Source organism: Streptomyces sp. SYSU D01066-1, from assembly GCF_054956795.1.
On the sequence record NZ_JBUDHV010000003.1, the window covers coordinates 33,751 to 52,563 of the forward strand.

The window sequence follows — 18,813 nt, forward strand, 5'->3', positions numbered from 1 at the left end:
GGGCGGGGGGGGGCGCGCCGGCGGTGCGCGGCGGGGGGGCGGCGCGGCGGCGCGGGGGCGCGCCAGCACCGTGGGGCGGGGGCGCGCGCGTCCCCCCGCGACCCCCCGTCAGCCCCGCCCCACCGCACCAGGAAGGTGTCCCCTCGTGGAAAACGGCGCCGCCCCGACCGCCCCGGCAGTGATTGTCGCCATCGACGGCCCCTCCGGCACGGGCAAGTCGAGCACGTCGAAGGCCGTCGCCGCGCAGCTCGGCCTCAGCTATCTGGACACCGGTGCCCAGTACCGGGCGATCACCTGGTGGATGGTGACCAACGGCATCGACACCGACGACCCGCGGGCCGTCGCGGCGGCGGCCGAGAAGCCCGAGATCCTCTCCGGCACCGACCCGGAGCACCCCACCATCACGGTCGACGGCGTGGACGTGGCCGGCCCGATCCGCACCCAGGAGGTCACCTCCAGGGTCAGCGCGGTCAGCGCGGTCCCGGAGATCCGGACCCGGATCACCGAGCTGCAGCGGGCGATCGCCGCCGCCGCGGTGACCGGCATCGTGGTCGAGGGCCGGGACATCGGCACCACCGTGCTGCCCGACGCCGACCTCAAGATCTTCCTCACCGCCTCCGCCGAGGCCCGCGCCGCCCGCCGCAGCGGCGAGCTGAAGAACGCCGACCTCAAGGCGACCCAGGAGGCGCTGGTCAAGCGGGACGCGGCCGACTCCAGCCGGAAGACCTCCCCGCTGGCCAAGGCCGACGACGCCGTGGAGGTCGACACCACCGACCTCACCCTCCAGCAGGTCGTCGAGTGTGTCGTCACCCTCGTCGAGGAGAAGCGGGCGGCCAAGTGACACAGCCCTCCGAGCGGGGCGCCGAGGTCGGGCGGCGCATCGGCGTCGGCCTGATGTACGGGCTCTTCCGGCCGCGGGTGCTCGGCGCCTGGAAGGTGCCCGCCGCCGGCCCGTTGATCTTCGCCGTCAACCACTCGCACAACATAGACGGCCCGATGGTCATGGGCGTGGCCCCGCGACCGACGCACTTCCTGATCAAGAAGGAGGCGTTCGTCGGCCCGCTGGACCCCTTCCTGACCGGCATCGGCCAGCTGGAGGTGGACCGCGCCACCACCGACCGTACGGCGATCACCCGGGCACTGGACGTGCTGGCGGCCGGCGGGGTCCTCGGGATCTTCCCGGAGGGCACCCGGGGCGAGGGCGACTTCGCCGCGCTGCGCGCCGGACTCGCCTACTTCGCGGTCCGCGGCGGGGCGCCGATCGTGCCGGTGGCCGTGCTGGGAAGTTCCGACCGGCCCGGACGGTTGATAAAGGCGCTGCCCCCGCTGCGTTCGCGGATCGACGTCGTCTTCGGCGACCCCTTCGAGGCGGGCGACGGCAGCGGGCGGCGCACCCGCAAGGCGCTGGACGAGGCCACCGAGCGCATCCAGAAACAGCTCACCGCGCACCTGGAGCACGCCAGGCGCCTCACCGGGCGCTAGGGTCTGCCGTCTGGACCAGGTCGCGGAAAACCACGGCGTCTGGCCGATACTGGTGAGCGGGGTCCGGCGCGTACGGCGGCGAGGCGGAGGAGGGTGCCGACGCGAAGCACCGGCAACCGACGGCGACGCCGCAAACGCGCGTGCCGGACCCGCGCCTGCGACATGATCCAGACAGCAGGCCCCAGGCAGCACTTGAGTAGTGGATCACCCGGGACAGACAGGGTGGCCACCGATCACCACGATGAACGAGGTACGGACTTCATGAACGACGACATCCACTCCGAGGGCTCGGGCGGGGAGCACGACCACGGGGCGCTCGGCGACGCCGAGTACGCGCAGTTCATGGAGCTCGCCGCGGAAGAGGGCTTCGACGTCGAGGACGTCGAGGGCGCGATCGAGGCGGCAGGGCACGGCCCGCTGCCCGTCCTCGCCGTCGTCGGCCGCCCCAATGTCGGCAAGTCGACCCTGGTCAACCGGATCATCGGCCGCCGCGAGGCGGTCGTCGAGGACAAGCCGGGCGTGACCCGCGACCGCGTCACCTACGAGGCCGAGTGGGCCGGCCGCCGCTTCAAGGTCGTCGACACCGGCGGCTGGGAGCAGGATGTCCTCGGCATCGACGCCTCCGTCGCGGCCCAGGCCGAGTACGCCATCGAGGCGGCCGACGCGGTCGTCTTCGTGGTGGACGCCAAGGTCGGCGCCACCGACACCGACGAGGCGGTCGTACGGCTGCTGCGCAAGGCCGGCAAGCCGGTCGTGCTGTGCGCCAACAAGGTCGACGGCCCGAGCGGCGAGGCCGACGCGTCGTACCTGTGGTCGCTGGGCCTCGGCGAGCCGTACCCGGTCTCCGCGCTGCACGGCCGGGGTACCGGCGACATGCTGGACAAGGTCCTGGAGGCGCTGCCCGAGGCCCCGGAGCAGACCTTCGGCACGGCGGTCGGCGGCCCGCGCCGCATCGCCCTGATCGGCCGCCCGAACGTGGGCAAGTCCTCGCTGCTGAACAAGGTGGCGGGCGAGGAGCGCGTCGTCGTCAACGAGCTGGCCGGCACCACCCGCGACCCGGTCGACGAGCTGATCGAACTGGGCGGCGTGACCTGGAAGTTCGTCGACACCGCCGGTATCCGCAAGCGGGTCCACCTCCAGCAGGGCGCCGACTACTACGCCTCGCTGCGCACCGCCGCCGCCGTGGAGAAGGCGGAGGTCGCCGTGATCCTGCTGGACGCGTCCGAGAACATCTCGGTGCAGGACCAGCGGATCGTCACCATGGCCGTGGAGGCGGGCCGCGCGGTCGTCCTCGCCTTCAACAAGTGGGACACCCTCGACGAGGAGCGCCGCTACTACCTGGAGCGGGAGATCGAGACCGAGCTGGGCCAGGTCGCCTGGGCCCCGCGGGTCAACGTCTCGGCGCGCACCGGACGGCACATGGAGAAGCTGGTCCCCGCGATCGAGACGGCCCTGGCGGGCTGGGAGACCCGGGTGCCGACCGGCCGGCTCAACGCCTTCCTGGGCGAGCTGGTCGCCGCCCACCCGCACCCGGTGCGGGGCGGCAAGCAGCCGCGGATCCTGTTCGGCACCCAGGCGGGCACCAGGCCGCCGCGGTTCGTGCTGTTCGCGTCCGGGTTCATCGAGGCGGGTTACCGCAGGTTCATCGAGCGCCGGCTGCGCGAGGAGTTCGGCTTCGAGGGGACGCCGATCCACATCTCGGTGCGGGTGCGCGAGAAGCGCGGCGCGAAGAAGTGACCGCGACGGCCGGGTGAAGGGGGCGGACCCGGCCACCGGGTCCGCCCCCTTCACCCGGCCCGCTGTCAGACGCCCCGGCGCGGGGCCGGCGGCAAGGCGGCCGGGACGTGGCGCACACCGAACCGGGCGCTGTGGGTCCCGGCGCCGTAGGCGCTGTACGAGCCCCTGCCCCGCTGGATGTACCGGAAGGAGACGAACCCCAGATGCTCCTCGCCGCTGCGGTCGCCCGGCAGTGCGCGGAAGGACCTGACGTACTCGGCGTAGAGCGCGTCGTAGATCGGCGTGGCCGAGGGGCCGCCTCGGCGGTGGAAGGCGTCGTATGTGTACACATTCGTGCAAACGACCCCGCGGCCGAAGGGATGCGGCTGAGCAGTGCGTCTTCGGGGGCACGGGGCCGTGACGGCCGGGCACGCGGGGGCGGGGGCGCAAGGACGTGAGAGCGGCGGGGGCCGCCGGCGCGGGGCCTCGGGGGCGCGCTCAGGTGCCGGCCAGCGGCAGCGCCGCCGCGACCAGCCGCCCGCCCGCCGCCGCCTTGTCCAGCGCGTCCCGCAGCAGGTCCTCGCGCGGCTGATGCCCGACCGAGCCGACCGGTGCGGCGAACATCAGGACCTGCTGGTGCTTGTTGGCGGCGGTGCGCCAGCCGTCGGTCACCTGGAGCGGCTGGTGCGCCTGCCACCAGGCCACCGGCCGCCCGTCGTCCGTCCCCGGCTGGAGCACCGCGTGCAGCTGGCCCACGGCGAGCAGCACGGACCAGCCGTGCAGCACGGGCGGGACCGCGGACAGCTCGGTGACCGGCATGAACCCCTGCTCGATCAGCAGCGGCAGGAACTCGTCGCCGGAACCGGTCGTGCCGGGCCGGACGACGGGCGCGGTCGGCTCCACGACCAGGGCCGGGTGCAGTTCCCCGGCGATCAGGACCAGTCCGCTGGTCACACCCAGCACGGCCTGCTCGGGCACGGCCTTCTCGGGTTCCCCGGCGCCGCCGAGCGGGCCGCCGCCGCTGATGGACTTCACGGCTCCCTGGAGCTGCTCCTCGGTCACCTTGACGACCTGCGAGGGCAGGCAGCCGGCGTGGGCGAAGGCCAGGACGGCGGTCTCCTCGCCGATGAACAGGACGGTGCTGGTGCGCTCCTGCTCGCAGTCGCCCGGGGTGCGGCAGGACGTGCAGTCGTAACTGCCCGGGGCGGTCTCTCCGGCGAGCAGGCGCTCGGCTTCTTCGTCGCCGATCTCGGCGCGTACCTCGTCGCTGACGTCGAGCATGCGCGGCACGGGTGGCTCCCTCGGGATGCGGTGCGTGGCAAAGCCGGGGGTTCCCCCGGCCCGTGGTCCGGGTGGGTCCCCGGCTCATGAAGAAGACAACGGGCTACCCGTCGCGGGAGTCACGCCCGGTGGCGCACGGAATCGAACCGGCCGGAGCGCGCCGCCGGTCGTCGGCCGGAACCCGCGTTTTCCGTCAACTTCCGTGCGTAGTCGGTGAGTTGACGTGGTGAGGCGGGTCGTACGCCGCCTCGGCGACTGGTCGACAAATCAGGAAATCGGGGAATGAAACGGGTGCCGGAAATCGTCGGCGCCCGAGGTGGTGTCGAACGGCCGTGCGGGCGGGGTCAGGGCTGCTGAGAGCCGGCCTGGTGCCGCTTCGGCTCGGGCTGCGGAGCCTGTCCCGCGTACGCCGGATGGTGCAGGTCGAAGGCCGGCGACTCCGAGCGGATGCGGGGCAGCGCGGTGAAGTTGTGCCGGGGCGGCGGGCAGGAGGTCGCCCACTCCAGGGAGCGGCCGAAGCCCCAGGGGTCGTCGACGTCGACCTTCCGGCCGTACTTGGCGGTCTTCCAGACGTTGTAGAGGAACGGCAGTGTGGAGACGCCGAGCAGGAAGGCGCCGATGGTGGAGAGCGTGTTCAGCGCGGTGAAGCCGTCGGCGGCGAGGTAGTCGGCGTACCGGCGGGGCATGCCCTCGGCGCCCAGCCAGTGCTGCACCAGGAAGGTGAGGTGGAAGCCGGTGAACAGCGTCCAGAAGTGGATCTTGCCGAGCCGCTCGTCGAGCATCCTCCCGGTGAACTTGGGCCACCAGAAGGAGAAGCCCGCGAAGGTCGCGAAGACGACGGTGCCGAAGACGACGTAGTGGAAGTGGGCGACGACGAAGTAGGTGTCGCTGACGTGGAAGTCCAGCGGCGGCGAGGCCAGGATCACGCCGGTCAACCCGCCGAACAGGAACGACACCAGGAAACCCGTCGCCCACAGCATCGGTGTCTCGAAGGAGAGCGAGCCCTTGAGCATGGTGCCGGTCCAGTTGAAGAACTTCACGCCCGTCGGCACCGCGATCAGGAAGCTGAGGAAGGAGAAGAACGGCAGCAGCGCCGCGCCCGTGACGAACATGTGGTGCGCCCACACCACCACCGACAGACCGGTGATCGCCATCGTCGCGGCCACCAGCGTCAGATAGCCGAACAGCGGCTTGCGGGCGAAGACCGGGATGATCTCGCTGATGATCCCGAAGAACGGCAGCGCGATGATGTACACCTCGGGGTGCCCGAAGAACCAGAACAGGTGCTGCCACAGCAGCGCGCCGCCGTTGTCCGCGGCGAACACCTGGCTGCCGAACCGCCGGTCCGCCTCCAGCACCAGCAGGGCCGCGGCCAGCACCGGGAACGCCAGCAGGATCAGGATCGACGTGAACAGGGTGTTCCAGACGAAGATCGGCATCCGGAACATCGTCATGCCCGGGGCGCGCATCCCGATGATGGTGGTGAGGAAGTTGACCGCGCCGAGGATCGTCCCGAACCCCGACAGCGCCAGCCCCATGATCCACAGGTCGGCGCCGATGCCGGGGGAGTGCGCCTGGCTGTTGAGCGGCGCGTAGGCGAACCAGCCGAAGGCGGCCGGCCCGCCGCTCACCAGCAGCGAGCCGAGCACGATCAGGCCGCCGAAGAGGAAGAGCCAGTACGAGAGCATGTTCAGCCGGGGGAAGGCGACGTCGGGGGCGCCGATCTGGAGCGGCATCAGCTCGTTGGCGAAGCCCGCGAAGCTCGGGGTCGCGAACAGCAGCAGCATGATCGTGCCGTGCATCGTGAAGAGCTGGTTGAACTGCTGGTTGTCGACGAGCTGGAGCCCCGGCCGGGCCAGCTCGGCCCGCATCATCAGGGCCATGACGCCGGCGATCAGGAAGAAGACGAACGACGTGATCAGATAGAGGTGGCCGATCTTCTTGTGGTCGGTGGTGGTCAGCCAGTCCACCACCACCCGGCCCCGCCGCCCGGCCCGCACCGGCTCCGCCGTGGCCCCCACGGTCTCCGTTCCCCTCACTCGCCCGCCCTCCGTCGTCGTCGCCTCCCGGCCCCGCCGGTCCCTCCCGCGCGCCCACGCCATGATGCTCGCGCCGCGGGCCGGGCGACAGGGGGCGTACGACGGTGATGTGCCCCGCGCCCGGGCTCGCGCCCCTGCCCCTGCCGGGTCCTGCCTGTCCCTGCCCCTGCCCCTGTTTCCTGCCCGTGCCCGTACCTGCCCGTGTCTGTGCCGGGGCCTGCCTGTTCCTGCCCGGCCGTGGCGGCCCGTGCCCGTCCCTGTCCCCGCCCGTCCCTGTCCCCGCCCGTCCCTGCCCGTGCCGGGCCCTGTCTGTCCCCGCCCGGTCGTGGCGGTCCGTGTCCGGCCAGGGCCGCCCGGAGATTCACGGGCATGCCGAGAAGGCCGTCCACGGCCGGAATGCGGGAGGGCGCCCCGGGGCTGCCGGGGGATTTTGTCCGGCCCTTTTCGCGCGGTTATTCGAAGGGCCGGGGCGGCGCGTACGCGGACTCGTGGGAATTCCCGGTACATGCCTGATGCGGTCGTATGGAACCGCTCGTCCGGGTGACGGAGTTCGGCCAAAAAGCTTCCCGCGATCTGTGACAGAAGTGTGACGGGAGGCGGGCCGCGGACCGGTTACCGATCCGGGCTTCCGCAGCCGGGAGTCAGGGCATAGCGTGGCCTCATGGCACCGATTCCGTCACCTTCGGGCGAACCCCAGGACAGTCCGGACGCATACCTCGGCCTCGGCCAGGACGCGGCCGAGGAGCGGGCGCGGGAACGGGGATGGACGTCCGTGCGGTCCCTGCCGCCCGGCGCGGTCATCACCATGGAGTACCGCGCGGGCCGGCTCAACTTCGAGGTGCGCGACGGCCGCGTCGCGCGGGCCTGGAAGGGCTGAGGAAGCGCCGGGGAACGGCGCCGGCCCCGCTCCCCCCGCGGGGGGACCGGGGCCGGCGTGTGCGTACCGGGTCGGTCAGCCGCCCGAGACGGGGCGGGCGGGCGAGGCCGTGCCCCGCGGATGGCGGTCGGAGTGCGGCGGGCGGCGGCTGCCGGCCGGGGTGACCGGTGAGCGCTCCGCGCGGGTGCTGTGCGGGCCCGGGGCCAGGTAGACCGGCGCCCGGGCGGAACGGGTCGTGGCGACCGGCTCGCGGGCCGGGGCGTCCTGGCCGGCGGCGACCGGGGCGGGCGCCACGGGACCGGCCGAGGGGGCCGCCCGCCCGGGCCGGGCCGCCCAGCGGTCGCGCAGACCCAGGAGCCAGGCCTCGGCACGGGCGATCGGCGGTTCGAACCAGGGCAGCGCCAGCAGGATCAGCAGTCCCGCGACCCAGCCGAGGACGACATCGCTCAGCCAGTGCGTACCGAGGTACACGGTGGACATCCCGACGCCCAGCGAGGTGACCGCGGACAGGGCGGACAGCCAGCGGCGGGCCCGGGGCGTGGAGGCCAGATAGGCCAGGATGCCCCAGGTCACCACGGCGTTGGCGGTGTGACCGCTCGGAAATATATCGCCGCCGGACCACATCTCGTTGGCCCCGACCGTGACCGCGTAGTGCGGGCCGAGGCGGCCCATGCCGTACTTGGCGGCGCCCACGGTCACGTTCAGCAGCAGCAGCGAGACGCCGAGCGCGAGCAGCGGACGCAGCGTGTGCTGCCGCCAGGAGCGCCAGCCGAGCCAGGCGGCCACCATCACGGCGGTGGGGCCGCGCTGGCCCAGCACCACGTAGTAGTCGACGAACGCGTGGATCTCCGACCACTGCTGGTACGGCCGGAAGAACATGACCCGCCAGTCGAGCCGGACCAGCCAGGAGGTGATCACCACGGCCCACACGATCGCGACGTAGAACGCCAGGGATCCGACGAGCAACGCGATTCTGTGCCGGCTCATCTTCGGCACGTCGAGATGGGCCGGCCGTTCCGGCTCCCGGTCCAGCCTCGCGAACACCCGGTCCAGACGGGTGAGGTTCCGTTCGGTACGCACCCAATCGACGTTACAGCGAGTGAGCTCGCATCTCCGACGAATCAACGGCTTTGTGATGACGATGTGATGTGGGATTCCTCTCAGGAACCGGTCCTAATTCCCTGGATTCGGCGGACCATGCCGATCGCGGCCTTCATTTCTTTTGATCATTCCAGGCGGCGGTTTTATCGTGCTTATGAATTAGTTCACCGGATGCTGGTGTGGAATTCTCCCGGTGCTCACCGGGGGTGGTCGCGGCCGGTCACGGCGGACCGGAGCCGTTCAGCCAGAACGCCCCGTACAGCGCCGACGCCACGGCGGCCCCCGCCACCACCGCCGCCGCCCTGGAGGCGCGCGCCCGGGCGAGGGCCGCGGCCAGCGGCAGCAGCAGCGGGAAGGCGGGCAGCAGCAGCCGCGGCTTCGAGCCGAAGTAGCCCGAGGCGCACAGGGCCAGCGCGGTGACGGCCCCCGTGTACACCAGCAGCGGCAGCGGCAGGCGCCGCCGTACGCCGGCGACGTACAGCCACACCACCAGGGCGACGCCGAGGACCAGCCCCGCGCCGGCCAGGGCCGACGGGAACGACGTGAACTTCCCGGCGGTGAAGCGGGCGAAGGCCCAGCCGCCGTCGAAGCCGTTGCGCCAGCCCGCCTGGACGTCCAGGTAACCGAACGGGCCGTCGCCGGTGCGGTGGCCGACCCACAGGACGTATCCGGCGGCGCCCAGGGGCGCGATCAGTAACCCGAACACGCACCGCGCGCCCTCGCCGGGGGCGCGCGCGGACGCGAGCGCGCCGTGCGCGGCAGCCGGGCCACGGGTTCGCACGAACGCGGCGGCGCCGGCCGCCCACACCGCCGCCGCGACCGCGAGCCCCACCGGACGCGTCAGCCCGGCCGCCAGCGCCAGCGCCCCCGCCGTCGTCCACCGGCCGGTGAGCAGCGCGTACAGCGACCAGGCGGCCAGCGCCGTGAACAGCGACTCGCTGTACGCCATCGACTGCACGATCCCGACCGGCAGCACCGCCCACAGCAGCACCAGGAGGATCCCGGCGCGGCGGCCGTACACCTGGTCACCGACGGCGAAGATCCCCCAGGCCGCCGCGAGGGAGGCGAGCAGGCTCACCACGAAACCGGCGTCCGCGTGCGACAGCGGCGACACCGCCGCGCCGAACCGCTCCAGCCAGGGCAGCAGCGGAAAGAAGGCCAGGTCGGAGTGGACGTCACCGTTCGGCAGCCGCACCTGGTGGCCGTAGCCGCCCGCGGCGATCCTGGAGTACCACAGGGAGTCCCAGCGGGCGGTCAGCAGCGTGTACGCGCTCTTGTCGCGCGCGGCGCTCCACAGGGCCAGGACGATCAGGCCCAGGGCGCGTACGGCCGCGTGGCCCAGGAGCGCCGGGGCGGCCCGGCGCAGGGCGCCCGGACGGCCCGGCGCCGCGCGCGCCTCGGGATCGGTCACGGTCACGGTCACGGGCTCGATTATCGGCGTGGTGCGTGAGCCGCCGGCCGGTCGGGCCGACCGGACAGTGGCGCACGCCACACCCGTGACCGGGGCCGGTGAGAGGTGTGCCACGTGAGGCGCGCGTGGACTCGCGTACTCTGACGAGCCACTCGCCGTCGTCGCGCGGGCCGGGGGCCACCGCTCCGCTCCGGCCGAGTCGCGGGAGTTCCCCGCCCCGCGGGCCCGCCGCACGCGAGGGAACGTCTGGGAGGTACGTACATGTCCGGGACGACCGCGGCCGTCGCGTCGCCGCGCCGCCGGGCGGCCGGGGCCGGTGCCAACCGCTGGGTGGTCCTGGTCGTCCTCTGCGTCAGCCTGCTGCTCGTGGCGCTGGACGCCACCGTGCTGCACGTGGCGGTGCCCGCCGTCACCGAGGACCTCAGGCCCGGCGCGATCGAACTGCTCTGGATCGTCGACGTCTACCCCCTGGTCTGCGCCTCGCTGCTGATCCTGTTCGGCACGCTGGGCGACCGGGTGGGCCGCAGGCGCGTCCTGCTGCTGGGGTACGCGCTCTTCGGCGTCGCCTCGGCGCTCGCGGCCTGCGCCGACAGCGCCCAGGTGCTGATCGCGGCCCGCGCGCTGCTCGGTGCCGGCGGTGCGATGATCATGCCCGCGACGCTGTCGCTGCTGCGGGAGGTCTTCCCCGACCGGCGGGAGCGGGCCCTCGCCATCGGCGTGTGGAGCGCGGTGGCGGCCGTGGGCGCGGCGGTCGGGCCGCTGCTCGGCGGTTTCCTGCTGGAGCACTTCTGGTGGGGCTCGGTCTTCCTGGTCAACATTCCGCTGATGCTGGTCAGCCTGCCGGTGGGGCGGCTGCTGCTGCCCGAGTCCAAGCCCGCGTCCCAGGGCGTGGGACAGGGGCCCTGGGACGCGGTCGGCGCGCTGCTGGCGGCGGCCGGGCTGTTCGGGGTGGTGCTGGGCGTCAAGCGGCTCGGCGGCGGGGAGCCGGCGGCGAGCGCCTTCACGGTGGTGCCGCTGGTGGCGGGGGCCGCGCTGCTCGTGCTGTTCGCGCGACGGCAGCGGGGGCGGGCCCATCCGCTGGTGGACCTGCGGATGTTCCGGCAGCCGGCGTTCAGCACGTCGGTGGGGTGCATCGTGCTGGCGATGCTCGCGCTGGTCGGGCTCGAACTGATCGCGGCGCAGTACCTGCAGCTGGTGCTCGGACTGTCGCCGCTGCAGACGGGGCTGCGGCTGCTGCCGCTGACCCTGGCGGCGATGGCGGCCGGGCTGGCGGGGGCGCGGATGCTGCGGCGGCTGGGGCCGCGCCGGATGGTGTGCTCCGGGTTCTGCCTGACGGCCGGGGCGGTGCTGCTGCTGACGGCGCTGGGCCGGACCGACGCGTGGGCGCTGATGCTCGGCGGGTTCGTGCTGCTCGGGTTCGGCCTGGAGACGACGCTGTTCGGGGCGTACGAGTCGATGCTGAGCGTGGCGCCGGCGGAACAGGCGGGCGGGGCGGCGGCGATCGGCGAGACCTCCTACCAGCTGGGCGCCGGGATCGGGATCGCGCTGCTCGGTACGGTGATGAACGCGGCGTACGCGCCCGGACTGGCGGACGTCGAGGGGGTGCCGGCGGCGGCGTCGGCGGCGGCGGGGCATTCGCTGGGGGAGGCGTACGAGGTCGCGGCGCGGCTCGGGGGACCGGGCGGGGCGGCGTTGCGGTCGGCGGCGGAGGGGGCGTTCGTGCACGGGCTGCACGTGACGTTGGTGGTGAGCGCGGGGTTGTTGTCGGCGGGGGCCGGGATGGCGTTGCGGTTGCCCCGGGGGACGCGGTGCGAGGGGGAGGGGGAGGCGGGGGTGCCTTCGCCCAGGGAGGCCGCGCAGACCCGTGTCCCGGTGTGAGCGTGCCGCCCTCCCGGCCGCGCACCACCCGTTCACCGCCGGTCGACGGGTGGACGCCGCCCCGTGGGGCCCGGTCGCCGTCGCCGCCGGCGGCCGCGGCCCGGCGGGGGGCTTCCGGCGGGAGGCCCTGGACGCGTGTCGTGGCGCACCGTAACGTCGGCCGGGAGCCGTGACCAGCGGTGCTGGTCGAGTGTCCTGGAGGGAAGACCATGCCCGCGTTCGACCCCGCCGACCCCCTCGGCGTCGACGACCTGCTCTCCCCGGAGGACCTCGCGGTCCGGGACACCGTGCGGTCCTGGGCCGCCGACCGCGTCCTGCCGTACGTCGCCGACTGGTACGAGCGCGGCGAGCTGCCCGGCATCCGGGAACTGGCCCGCGAACTCGGCGGCATCGGGGCGCTCGGGATGTCGCTCACCGGGTACGGCTGCGCGGGAGCCGGCGCCGTGCAGTACGGCCTCGCCTGTCTGGAGCTGGAGGCCGCGGACTCCGGTATCCGCTCCCTGGTCTCCGTCCAGGGCTCCCTCGCCATGTACGCGATCCACCGCTTCGGCAGTGAGGAGCAGAAGCGGACCTGGCTGCCCGGGATGGCCGCCGGCGAGGTCATCGGCTGCTTCGGGCTCACCGAGCCCGACCACGGCTCCGACCCCGCCGCGATGCGCACGCACGCCGGGCGCGACGGCACCGACTGGGTGCTGAACGGCCGCAAGACGTGGATCACCAACGGGTCGGTGGCGGGTGTGGCCGTGGTGTGGGCGCGGACCGGCGACGGCATCCGCGGGTTCCTCGTCCCCGCCGGCACGCCCGGTTTCTCCGCGCCGGAGATCAAGCACAAGTGGTCCCTGCGGGCCTCGGTCACCAGCGAACTCGTCCTCGACGACGTACGGCTGCCCGCCGACGCGGTGCTGCCGGAGGTCACGGGGCTGCGCGGGCCGCTCAGCTGCCTCACGCACGCCCGGTACGGGATCGTGTGGGGTGCCATGGGGGCGGCGCGCACCTGCTTCGAGACGGCGGTGGAGTACGCGAGGACGCGGGAGCAGTTCGGGCGGCCCATCGGCGGCTTCCAGCTCACCCAGGCCAAGCTCGCCGACATGGCGGTCGAGCTGCACAAGGGGATTCTGCTCGCCCATCACCTCGGGCGGCGCCTGGACGCGGGACGGCTCCGTCCCGAGCAGGTCAGCTTCGGCAAGCTGAACAACGTACGGGAGGCGATCGAGATCTGCCGTACGGCGCGGACGGTGCTCGGCGCCAACGGGATCTCCCTGGAGTACCCCGTGATGCGGCACGCGACGAACCTGGAGTCGGTGCTCACCTACGAGGGCACCGTCGAGATGCACCAGCTCGTGCTGGGCAAGGCGCTCACCGGACTCGACGCGTTCCGGTAAGTGCCGGGTGGAGCGCGGGTGCAGGGCCGACGGGGGCGGCCCTGCCTCAGCTCTGGTTGAAGAAACCGTCCGTGCGGTGCGCGGCCGGTTCGCCGTTGATGACCTGGGTGTCGGACGGGCTCAGCAGGAACACCCGGCTGGACACCCGCTCGATCGAGCCGCGCAGACCGAAGATCAGCCCGGCCGCGAAGTCGACCACGCGCTTGGCGTCGCCGGCCTCCATGGCCGTGAGGTTCACGATGACCGGGACCCCGTCCCGGAACAGCTCGCCGATGGCGCGGGCGTCCCGGAAGCTGTCCGGGGTGACCGTGCCGATGCGGCGGCCCCTCTCCTCGGCCGTGTCCGAGGCCACCTTGACCCGGGGGTCCGTGACCCAGGCGTCCGCGGGTTCGTTGCCCTCGGAGTAGTCGTCGTCGTAGTAGCGCTCGTCTTCGTTGTCGTCGACGAGGCCGAGCCACGCACTCGCCTTGCGTACCGATCCCATGGACGCCTCCTCTCAAGCGGTCTTCCGTTCTTTCCGCATCCCTATCGTCGTCCATGATGCGGACGTCGCGCCAAGTGGATAGACGCCGCGCGGGGGGTTTGTGACGGTACTGGTGCACAGCGGATCCGTCGAGAGTCCATGTGTCCCAAGGGCCGTTTCCCAAACGGCCCCTGACTATGAGTGAAATATGATTCTTCCCGGCGGACGGGTGAGGAGCGGGGCGTACGGGTGAACCCGGCGGTCGGTCCGACACCGCAGCTCAGCGTCGCGCGAGGGGCCGCCGAGTGGTGTGCCCGGGCATCACCGAACCTCCTTCCGGCGCGGGTTCGGGGAGGGGTCCGCCGGCCGGCGGGCGGCGCGCTCGTGCGGATCGTGCCCCGCTGCGCACGGGGAATACGGAGAGTCCGTGCGGATCACGCCCAAGTGGGACGGACCGCCCATATCGATGTTGACGGGGATGCGGACCGGAGGGGCCCCGCCGGCCGTCGCGTACGGCTCCGGCCCGTGCGCGCTGACCGGCGCCTCCCCCGGTGTCCGGTCGGCCCGGGGGACTTCCGGGCCGGCCGATCGCCCCGGCGGGCGGCTTCCCGGCGCCCCGGGGCGCCTCGTCCCCCGCGCCGGCGAAGGCCGCGGCGTGCGGGGGTCCGGCGCCGACGGGCGGGGGCACGGCCTCGGGCCCGGTGGGGAGGCGGCCTTCGCCCCGACCGGGCGGGGCCGGCGCTCCAGGAGGCCGTGGGGGCGGACGGCCGGCCGCGGGCGGTGTCCGCGGACGCCACCCGTGCTCATGGCGGTCGCCACTCCCGGTTCCTGCACCCGGCGGCGGGCGGACATCGGCGGGCGGGCGCCGGCGGGCGGATGGCGGGCGGCGGCGGGCGGACATCGGCGGGCGGACGGCGGCGGGCCCCAACCGCGCGCAGCCGCCGCCGTGCGCCTTCGCCGATCGGCCCCGTCCGCTCCGTCCCCCCGTCCCCCGTCCGTCCCCTCCCGCCCTTCTGTCCTTTCCGCCCTTCCCGCCGTCGGGCAGCCCGCTCGGCGTCGGCGCCGAGCCGGGGGAGGGGTGGCCGCGCCGGGTGCGCTGAGTGAGGTGGCCGCACCGGTCGTACTAGTGGTGACGGCCGAAAGGCACCCTTGCGCCGACCGTTCGTTCGGCCGAATACTCCCACTCAGCGCTTGTCAGGAGCACGCCGTTTCCGGAATCCGGACATCCGGGGTCCCCTGGCTGCGCCTCACGGGCCCTGCGACCCCACGAACGGGCCCCCTACTTCCCCCGTGGAGGAACGAAAAGTGAGGATCAAGCGCACCACCCCCCGCAGCGGTATCACGAGACGCACCCGGCTGATCGCCGTCTCCACCGGTCTCGTGGCCGCCGCCGCGATCGCGGTCCCCAGCGCGACCGCGGCCGACACCCCCGCCACCTTCAGCTCCGCCGAGCTCAAGAGCGCCAGCGACTCGGTGCTGAAGGCCGACATCCCCGGCACCGCCTGGGCCGTCGACAGCAAGAGCGGCAAGGTCCTGGTCACCATCGACGAGACGGTGTCCCAGGCCGAGATCGCGAAGATCAAGGAGCAGGCCGGTGACAAGGCCGGCGCGCTCACGATCAAGCGCACCAACGGCACGTTCAACAAGCTGATCCAGGGCGGCGACGCCATCTACGCGGACAGCTGGCGCTGCTCCCTCGGCTTCAACGTGCAGAGCAGCAGCGGCACCCAGTACTTCCTGACCGCCGGGCACTGCACCGACGGCGCGGGCACCTGGTACTCCAACTCCGCGCGTACCAGCGCCATCGGTACCACCGTGGGTTCCAGCTTCCCGACCAACGACTACGGCATCGTCCAGTACACCGGGTCCGTCTCCCGCCCCGGCACCGCCAACGGCGTGGACATCACCAGCGCCGGGACCCCGAGCGTGGGCACCACCGTCATCCGTGACGGTTCCACCACCGGTACCCACAGCGGCCGTGTCACCGCCCTCAACGCCACCGTGAACTACGGCAGCGGCGACATCGTCTACGGGCTGATCCAGACCACGGTCTGCGCCGAGCCCGGCGACTCCGGCGGTTCGCTCTACGGCAGCAACGGCGTCGCGTACGGTCTGACCTCGGGCGGCAGCGGCGACTGCACCTCCGGCGGCACGACCTTCTTCCAGCCCGTCACGGAGGCCCTGAGCGCCTACGGCGTCAGCGTCTACTGATCCTCACACCGATCCCGCCCCGGCGGGCGCGGCCGGCCGCATCACGAGCCCCCGCACGGCAGTTGCCGTGCGGGGGCTCCCTTTCGTACGGAACCGGCGTTACCGTCGAAGAGCGCACAAAGAGCACTCGATGCGCCCACTTCGGACCCTGGGGGCCGTGATGGTCGAGGAGCTGATGGCGGCGGGAGCGGCGGTCGCGTCCGCGGCGGCGGTGTACGCGATGGCCGCGGCGCGGATCGTCAAGCAGTACGAACGGGGTGTGGTCTTCCGGCTCGGCCGGCTCCGGCCGCAGGTGCGCGGCCCCGGCTTCACCCTGGTCGTCCCGTTCGTGGACCGGCTGCACAAGGTCAGCCTCCAGATCGTGACGATGCCGGTCCCCGCCCAGGAGGGCATCACCCGGGACAACGTGACCGTGCGGGTCGACGCGGTCGTCTACTTCAAGGTCGTGGACGCGGCGAACGCCCTGGTGCAGGTGGAGGACTACCGCTTCGCGGTCTCGCAGATGGCACAGACCTCGCTGCGCTCCATCATCGGCAAGAGCGACCTGGACGACCTGCTGTCCAACCGGGAGAAGCTCAACCAGGGCCTGGAGCTGATGATCGACAGCCCGGCCATCGGGTGGGGCGTGCAGATCGACCGCGTCGAGATCAAGGACGTCTCCCTGCCCGAGACCATGAAGCGCTCGATGGCCCGGCAGGCCGAGGCCGACCGGGAGCGGCGGGCCCGGGTCATCAACGCCGACGCCGAGCTCCAGGCGTCGAAGAAGCTGTCCGAGGCGGCCAAGGAGATGTCCGAGACGCCGGCCGCGCTGCAACTGCGACTGCTGCAGACGGTGGTGGCGGTCGCCGCCGAGAAGAACTCCACGCTCGTCCTGCCCTTCCCGGTGGAACTGCTGCGGTTCCTGGAACGGGCGCAGCAGGCGGTCCCGCCGGAGGCCGCGCGGAGCGGGCCACCGCGCGTAGACGCACACCAGGGCGGCGGAGCGCAAGAGGGGGAATCCCGACAGGACTAGACCTCACTCTCCGCTGACGGGTTCCTCGCCCGGAGCGTCCGCTCCGCGAGTCCGCACCGGGGCGGGAGCGAGGAGCGGGGGCCGCGCTCGGGAGCGTGGAGGCCGGTGGGACTCCGGCGTCCGCCGTCCCCGGGACCCTGTCGGCCGCCGCGGCCGGCAAGGGCGTCCCCGCCCTGCTCGGCGAGGGTGAGGCCCTCGCCGAGCAGGGCGGGGACCGCGCCGCCGGGGGCGCGGGCGGCGCGGTCCCCGTCCGGTCAGCGGCCGGAGCGGGTGCCGTCGTGGGCCGTGCGGCGGCGGACCGAGGCGAAGAGGGTGGCCGCGCCCAGGGCCAGGGCGGCCGTGCCGCCGACCGCGAGGTACGGGGTGGTGCCGTCCCCGCCGGTCTCGGCGAGGTCGGTGGCGCCGCCCGCGGCCGTGAGCCGGCTGCTGCCGTCGGCCGTCGTCCCCTCGCTCGCGGTGGCCGGGCCGGTCGTGGTGGTGGCGACGGGGGTCCCCCCGTCCGAGCGGAGCCGGGAGTGGGGGAGGTCGCCGTGCCCGTGGTGCCCGACCGTCGACTTGTCGGCCCCGGCCTCGATCTGCTCCTCGGAGGGGGCGGACGCGGTGGGGGCGGACGCGGTAGGGGCGGCGGCCGGTTCGGCGTCCGTGGAGTCCTCGCCCTGCGCGGCGGTCGTGCCGCCGAAGGTGACGTCCGAGCAGGAGTAGAACGCCTCCGGGCTGTCCGAGCGCTGCCAGACGGCGTACAGCAGGTGCTTGCCGGTGCGCTCGGGGAGACTGCCGGAGAAGGTGTAGAAGCCGTCGGCGGCGACCGGGTCGGTGGCCGTCGCCACCGGCGCGGACAGGTCGAGGTCGTCCCAGGCCAGCGGCTGGGCCGGGTCGTAGCCGTCCTTGGTGATGTAGACGGTGAAGGTGCCCTTGTGCTGGGCCGTCACGCGGTACTTGAAGGTGTACGAGCCGCTGCTCACGCCGGTGGCCGGCCAGTCGGCGCGGGCCAGGTCGAGACCCTTGAACTCCTCGTTGTTCGCGCTGCACAGCTTGCCGTCCGGGATCAGCTGCTGGTGCTGTCCGGCCGCGTCGCCGATGCGGATGCCGTTCCAGTCGTAGAGCGCCTGGGTGCCGCCGGCCGCGACCGCCGCCTGGCACGCCGCCGAGTCGGGGCTCTCGGGACCCTCGGCGTAGCACTGCGAGACCCGGCTGACCGGGTCGCCCATCGTGCCGTGCGCGGACGCGGGCGCGGCCGTCAGCACGGTCAGGGCGAGGGGGAGGGCGCCTGCGGCGGCGACGGCGGCGGCTCTGCGGGGTGCGGGCATGGCGAACTCCTCGGAAACGGTTTCTGGCAAAGGCGGTCCGGAACCCGTGGGGGTGCCAGCACGCTAGCCCCGGAAAACCGTGGGAACGCCTGCTGGAGGCCGGCGGCGGGGATCCTTATGGTCGCGTTAAGGGGGTGCTCAGGCTGGGCTCAGGTGGCTACCGTCGACGGCATGATCATGACCGACGGGACGATCAGACCGGCCGACGCGCGTGACGTGCCCGCGGTGGCGGCCGTCACCGACGCCGCCTACCGGCCGTACGTCGCGCGCATCGGCGTGGTGCCGGCGCCCATGGCGGCCGATCACGCGGCGGACGTGACCGCGGGGAAGGTGTTCGTCACCGGTGAGCCGGTGGCGGGGGTGGTCGTGGTCGAGGCGTTCGCCGACCACCTGTTCCTGGAGAGCGTCGCCGTCCGCCCCGACGCCCGCGGCGGGGGCGTGGGGCGGCGGCTGCTCGCCTTCGTGGAGGCACGCGCGCGTGCGCTGGGCCTGCCCGAGGTCAGGCTCTGCACCAACGCGATGATGTGGGAGAACCAGGAGCTGTATCCGCGCTACGGCTACGAGGCCGTGAAACGCCGGGCGGACGGGCCCTACGACCGCGTCCACTACCGCAAGCGGCTGCCCCGGCGGATCGCCTGAGCGGCCCGGCCCGC

At 73.2% G+C, this 18,813-nt stretch carries 16 protein-coding genes; 9 read left to right on the forward strand and 7 right to left on the reverse strand.

Translation table 11 applies throughout. From position 1 onward, the window contains the following. Positions 1–145 precede the first annotated feature (145 nt). From cmk to der, 3 genes are all read left to right on the forward strand, one after another. Positions 146–841, forward strand: coding sequence for a (d)CMP kinase (gene cmk / locus ACY1JF_RS03820; RefSeq protein WP_462703520.1), 696 nt, complete (start codon positions 146–148; stop codon positions 839–841). 53 nt (positions 842–894) lie between these two features. Beyond that, positions 895–1,482, forward strand: a complete 588-nt coding sequence (locus ACY1JF_RS03825) for a lysophospholipid acyltransferase family protein (protein WP_462703800.1) — start codon at positions 895–897, stop codon at positions 1,480–1,482. 261 nt (positions 1,483–1,743) lie between these two features. Continuing rightward, complete coding sequence (gene der / locus ACY1JF_RS03830) at positions 1,744–3,219, forward strand: ribosome biogenesis GTPase Der (RefSeq protein ID WP_462703521.1); 1,476 nt, start codon at positions 1,744–1,746, stop codon at positions 3,217–3,219. A gap of 65 nt (positions 3,220–3,284) precedes the next feature. Here der and ACY1JF_RS03835 read toward each other — a convergent pair whose 3' ends face one another. The 3 genes from ACY1JF_RS03835 to ctaD all read right to left on the reverse strand — a co-directional run bounded on the left by ACY1JF_RS03835 (position 3,285) and on the right by ctaD (position 6,500). Beyond that, positions 3,285–3,548, reverse strand: a complete 264-nt coding sequence (locus ACY1JF_RS03835; protein WP_462703522.1) for a hypothetical protein — start codon at positions 3,546–3,548, stop codon at positions 3,285–3,287. A gap of 148 nt (positions 3,549–3,696) precedes the next feature. Further along, entirely contained in the window at positions 3,697–4,488 is a 792-nt protein-coding gene (locus ACY1JF_RS03840; protein WP_462703523.1) for a hypothetical protein, read from the reverse strand. Positions 4,489–4,823: 335 nt separating this feature from the next. Next, complete coding sequence (gene ctaD / locus ACY1JF_RS03845) at positions 4,824–6,500, reverse strand: aa3-type cytochrome oxidase subunit I (RefSeq protein WP_462703524.1); 1,677 nt, start codon at positions 6,498–6,500, stop codon at positions 4,824–4,826. 679 nt (positions 6,501–7,179) lie between these two features. Between ctaD and ACY1JF_RS03850 the strand changes: the two genes are divergently transcribed. Further along, positions 7,180–7,395, forward strand: a complete 216-nt coding sequence (locus ACY1JF_RS03850) for an I78 family peptidase inhibitor (protein ID WP_462703525.1) — start codon at positions 7,180–7,182, stop codon at positions 7,393–7,395. 75 nt (positions 7,396–7,470) lie between these two features. Here ACY1JF_RS03850 and ACY1JF_RS03855 read toward each other — a convergent pair whose 3' ends face one another. Beyond that, positions 7,471–8,475, reverse strand: coding sequence for a phosphatase PAP2 family protein (locus ACY1JF_RS03855; protein WP_462703526.1), 1,005 nt, complete (start codon positions 8,473–8,475; stop codon positions 7,471–7,473). A 241-nt stretch (positions 8,476–8,716) separates the two neighbouring features. Continuing rightward, a complete protein-coding gene (locus tag ACY1JF_RS03860; RefSeq protein WP_462703801.1) occupies positions 8,717–9,907 on the reverse strand; it encodes a hypothetical protein in 1,191 nt (396 codons plus the stop codon). Positions 9,908–10,168: 261 nt separating this feature from the next. On the opposite strand from ACY1JF_RS03860, the gene ACY1JF_RS03865 reads away from it, so the two are divergent. Together ACY1JF_RS03865 and ACY1JF_RS03870 are read left to right on the forward strand one after the other, a co-directional pair. Beyond that, the gene (locus ACY1JF_RS03865) at positions 10,169–11,785 is read left to right on the forward strand and encodes an MFS transporter (RefSeq protein WP_462703527.1); all 1,617 of its coding nucleotides are present in this window, start codon (positions 10,169–10,171) and stop codon (positions 11,783–11,785) included. Between the two features lie 209 nt (positions 11,786–11,994). Next, complete coding sequence (locus ACY1JF_RS03870) at positions 11,995–13,167, forward strand: acyl-CoA dehydrogenase family protein (protein WP_462703528.1); 1,173 nt, start codon at positions 11,995–11,997, stop codon at positions 13,165–13,167. A 46-nt stretch (positions 13,168–13,213) separates the two neighbouring features. Here ACY1JF_RS03870 and ACY1JF_RS03875 read toward each other — a convergent pair whose 3' ends face one another. After that, positions 13,214–13,651 (reverse strand): cell division protein SepF, encoded by a 438-nt coding sequence (locus ACY1JF_RS03875; protein ID WP_462703529.1) that lies wholly within the window; start codon positions 13,649–13,651, stop codon positions 13,214–13,216. Positions 13,652–14,935: 1,284 nt separating this feature from the next. Here ACY1JF_RS03875 and ACY1JF_RS03880 point away from each other — a divergent pair. Together ACY1JF_RS03880 and ACY1JF_RS03885 are read left to right on the forward strand one after the other, a co-directional pair. Then, a complete protein-coding gene (locus ACY1JF_RS03880) occupies positions 14,936–15,841 on the forward strand; it encodes a S1 family peptidase (RefSeq protein WP_462703530.1) in 906 nt (301 codons plus the stop codon). 160 nt (positions 15,842–16,001) lie between these two features. Next, positions 16,002–16,853 carry a slipin family protein gene (locus ACY1JF_RS03885; RefSeq protein WP_462703802.1) on the forward strand — a complete coding sequence of 284 codons (852 nt, stop codon included), beginning with the start codon at positions 16,002–16,004 and terminating at the stop codon, positions 16,851–16,853. Between the two features lie 254 nt (positions 16,854–17,107). Here the strand turns inward: ACY1JF_RS03885 and ACY1JF_RS03890 are convergent, their stop codons facing one another. Continuing rightward, positions 17,108–18,160, reverse strand: coding sequence for a lytic polysaccharide monooxygenase auxiliary activity family 9 protein (locus tag ACY1JF_RS03890; RefSeq protein ID WP_462703531.1), 1,053 nt, complete (start codon positions 18,158–18,160; stop codon positions 17,108–17,110). 177 nt (positions 18,161–18,337) lie between these two features. On the opposite strand from ACY1JF_RS03890, the gene ACY1JF_RS03895 reads away from it, so the two are divergent. Continuing rightward, positions 18,338–18,799, forward strand: coding sequence for a GNAT family N-acetyltransferase (locus tag ACY1JF_RS03895; RefSeq protein ID WP_462703803.1), 462 nt, complete (start codon positions 18,338–18,340; stop codon positions 18,797–18,799). Positions 18,800–18,813 lie beyond the last annotated feature (14 nt).

Excerpts from the sequence above, each read along its gene's own strand:
- ACY1JF_RS03865 (WP_462703527.1), top strand. The coding sequence starts at position 10,169 with ATGTCCGGGACGACCGCGGCCGTCGCGTCGCCGCGCCGCCGGGCGGCC.
- ACY1JF_RS03850 (WP_462703525.1), top strand. The coding sequence starts at position 7,180 with ATGGCACCGATTCCGTCACCTTCGGGCGAACCCCAGGACAGTCCGGAC.
- ACY1JF_RS03885 (WP_462703802.1), top strand. The coding sequence starts at position 16,002 with ATGGTCGAGGAGCTGATGGCGGCGGGAGCGGCGGTCGCGTCCGCGGCG.
- ACY1JF_RS03870 (WP_462703528.1), top strand. The coding sequence starts at position 11,995 with ATGCCCGCGTTCGACCCCGCCGACCCCCTCGGCGTCGACGACCTGCTC.
- ACY1JF_RS03875 (WP_462703529.1), bottom strand. The coding sequence starts at position 13,651 with ATGGGATCGGTACGCAAGGCGAGTGCGTGGCTCGGCCTCGTCGACGAC.
- ACY1JF_RS03890 (WP_462703531.1), bottom strand. The coding sequence starts at position 18,160 with ATGCCCGCACCCCGCAGAGCCGCCGCCGTCGCCGCCGCAGGCGCCCTC.
- ACY1JF_RS03825 (WP_462703800.1), top strand. The coding sequence starts at position 895 with ATGTACGGGCTCTTCCGGCCGCGGGTGCTCGGCGCCTGGAAGGTGCCC.
- ACY1JF_RS03895 (WP_462703803.1), top strand. The coding sequence starts at position 18,338 with ATGACCGACGGGACGATCAGACCGGCCGACGCGCGTGACGTGCCCGCG.
- der (WP_462703521.1), top strand. The coding sequence starts at position 1,744 with ATGAACGACGACATCCACTCCGAGGGCTCGGGCGGGGAGCACGACCAC.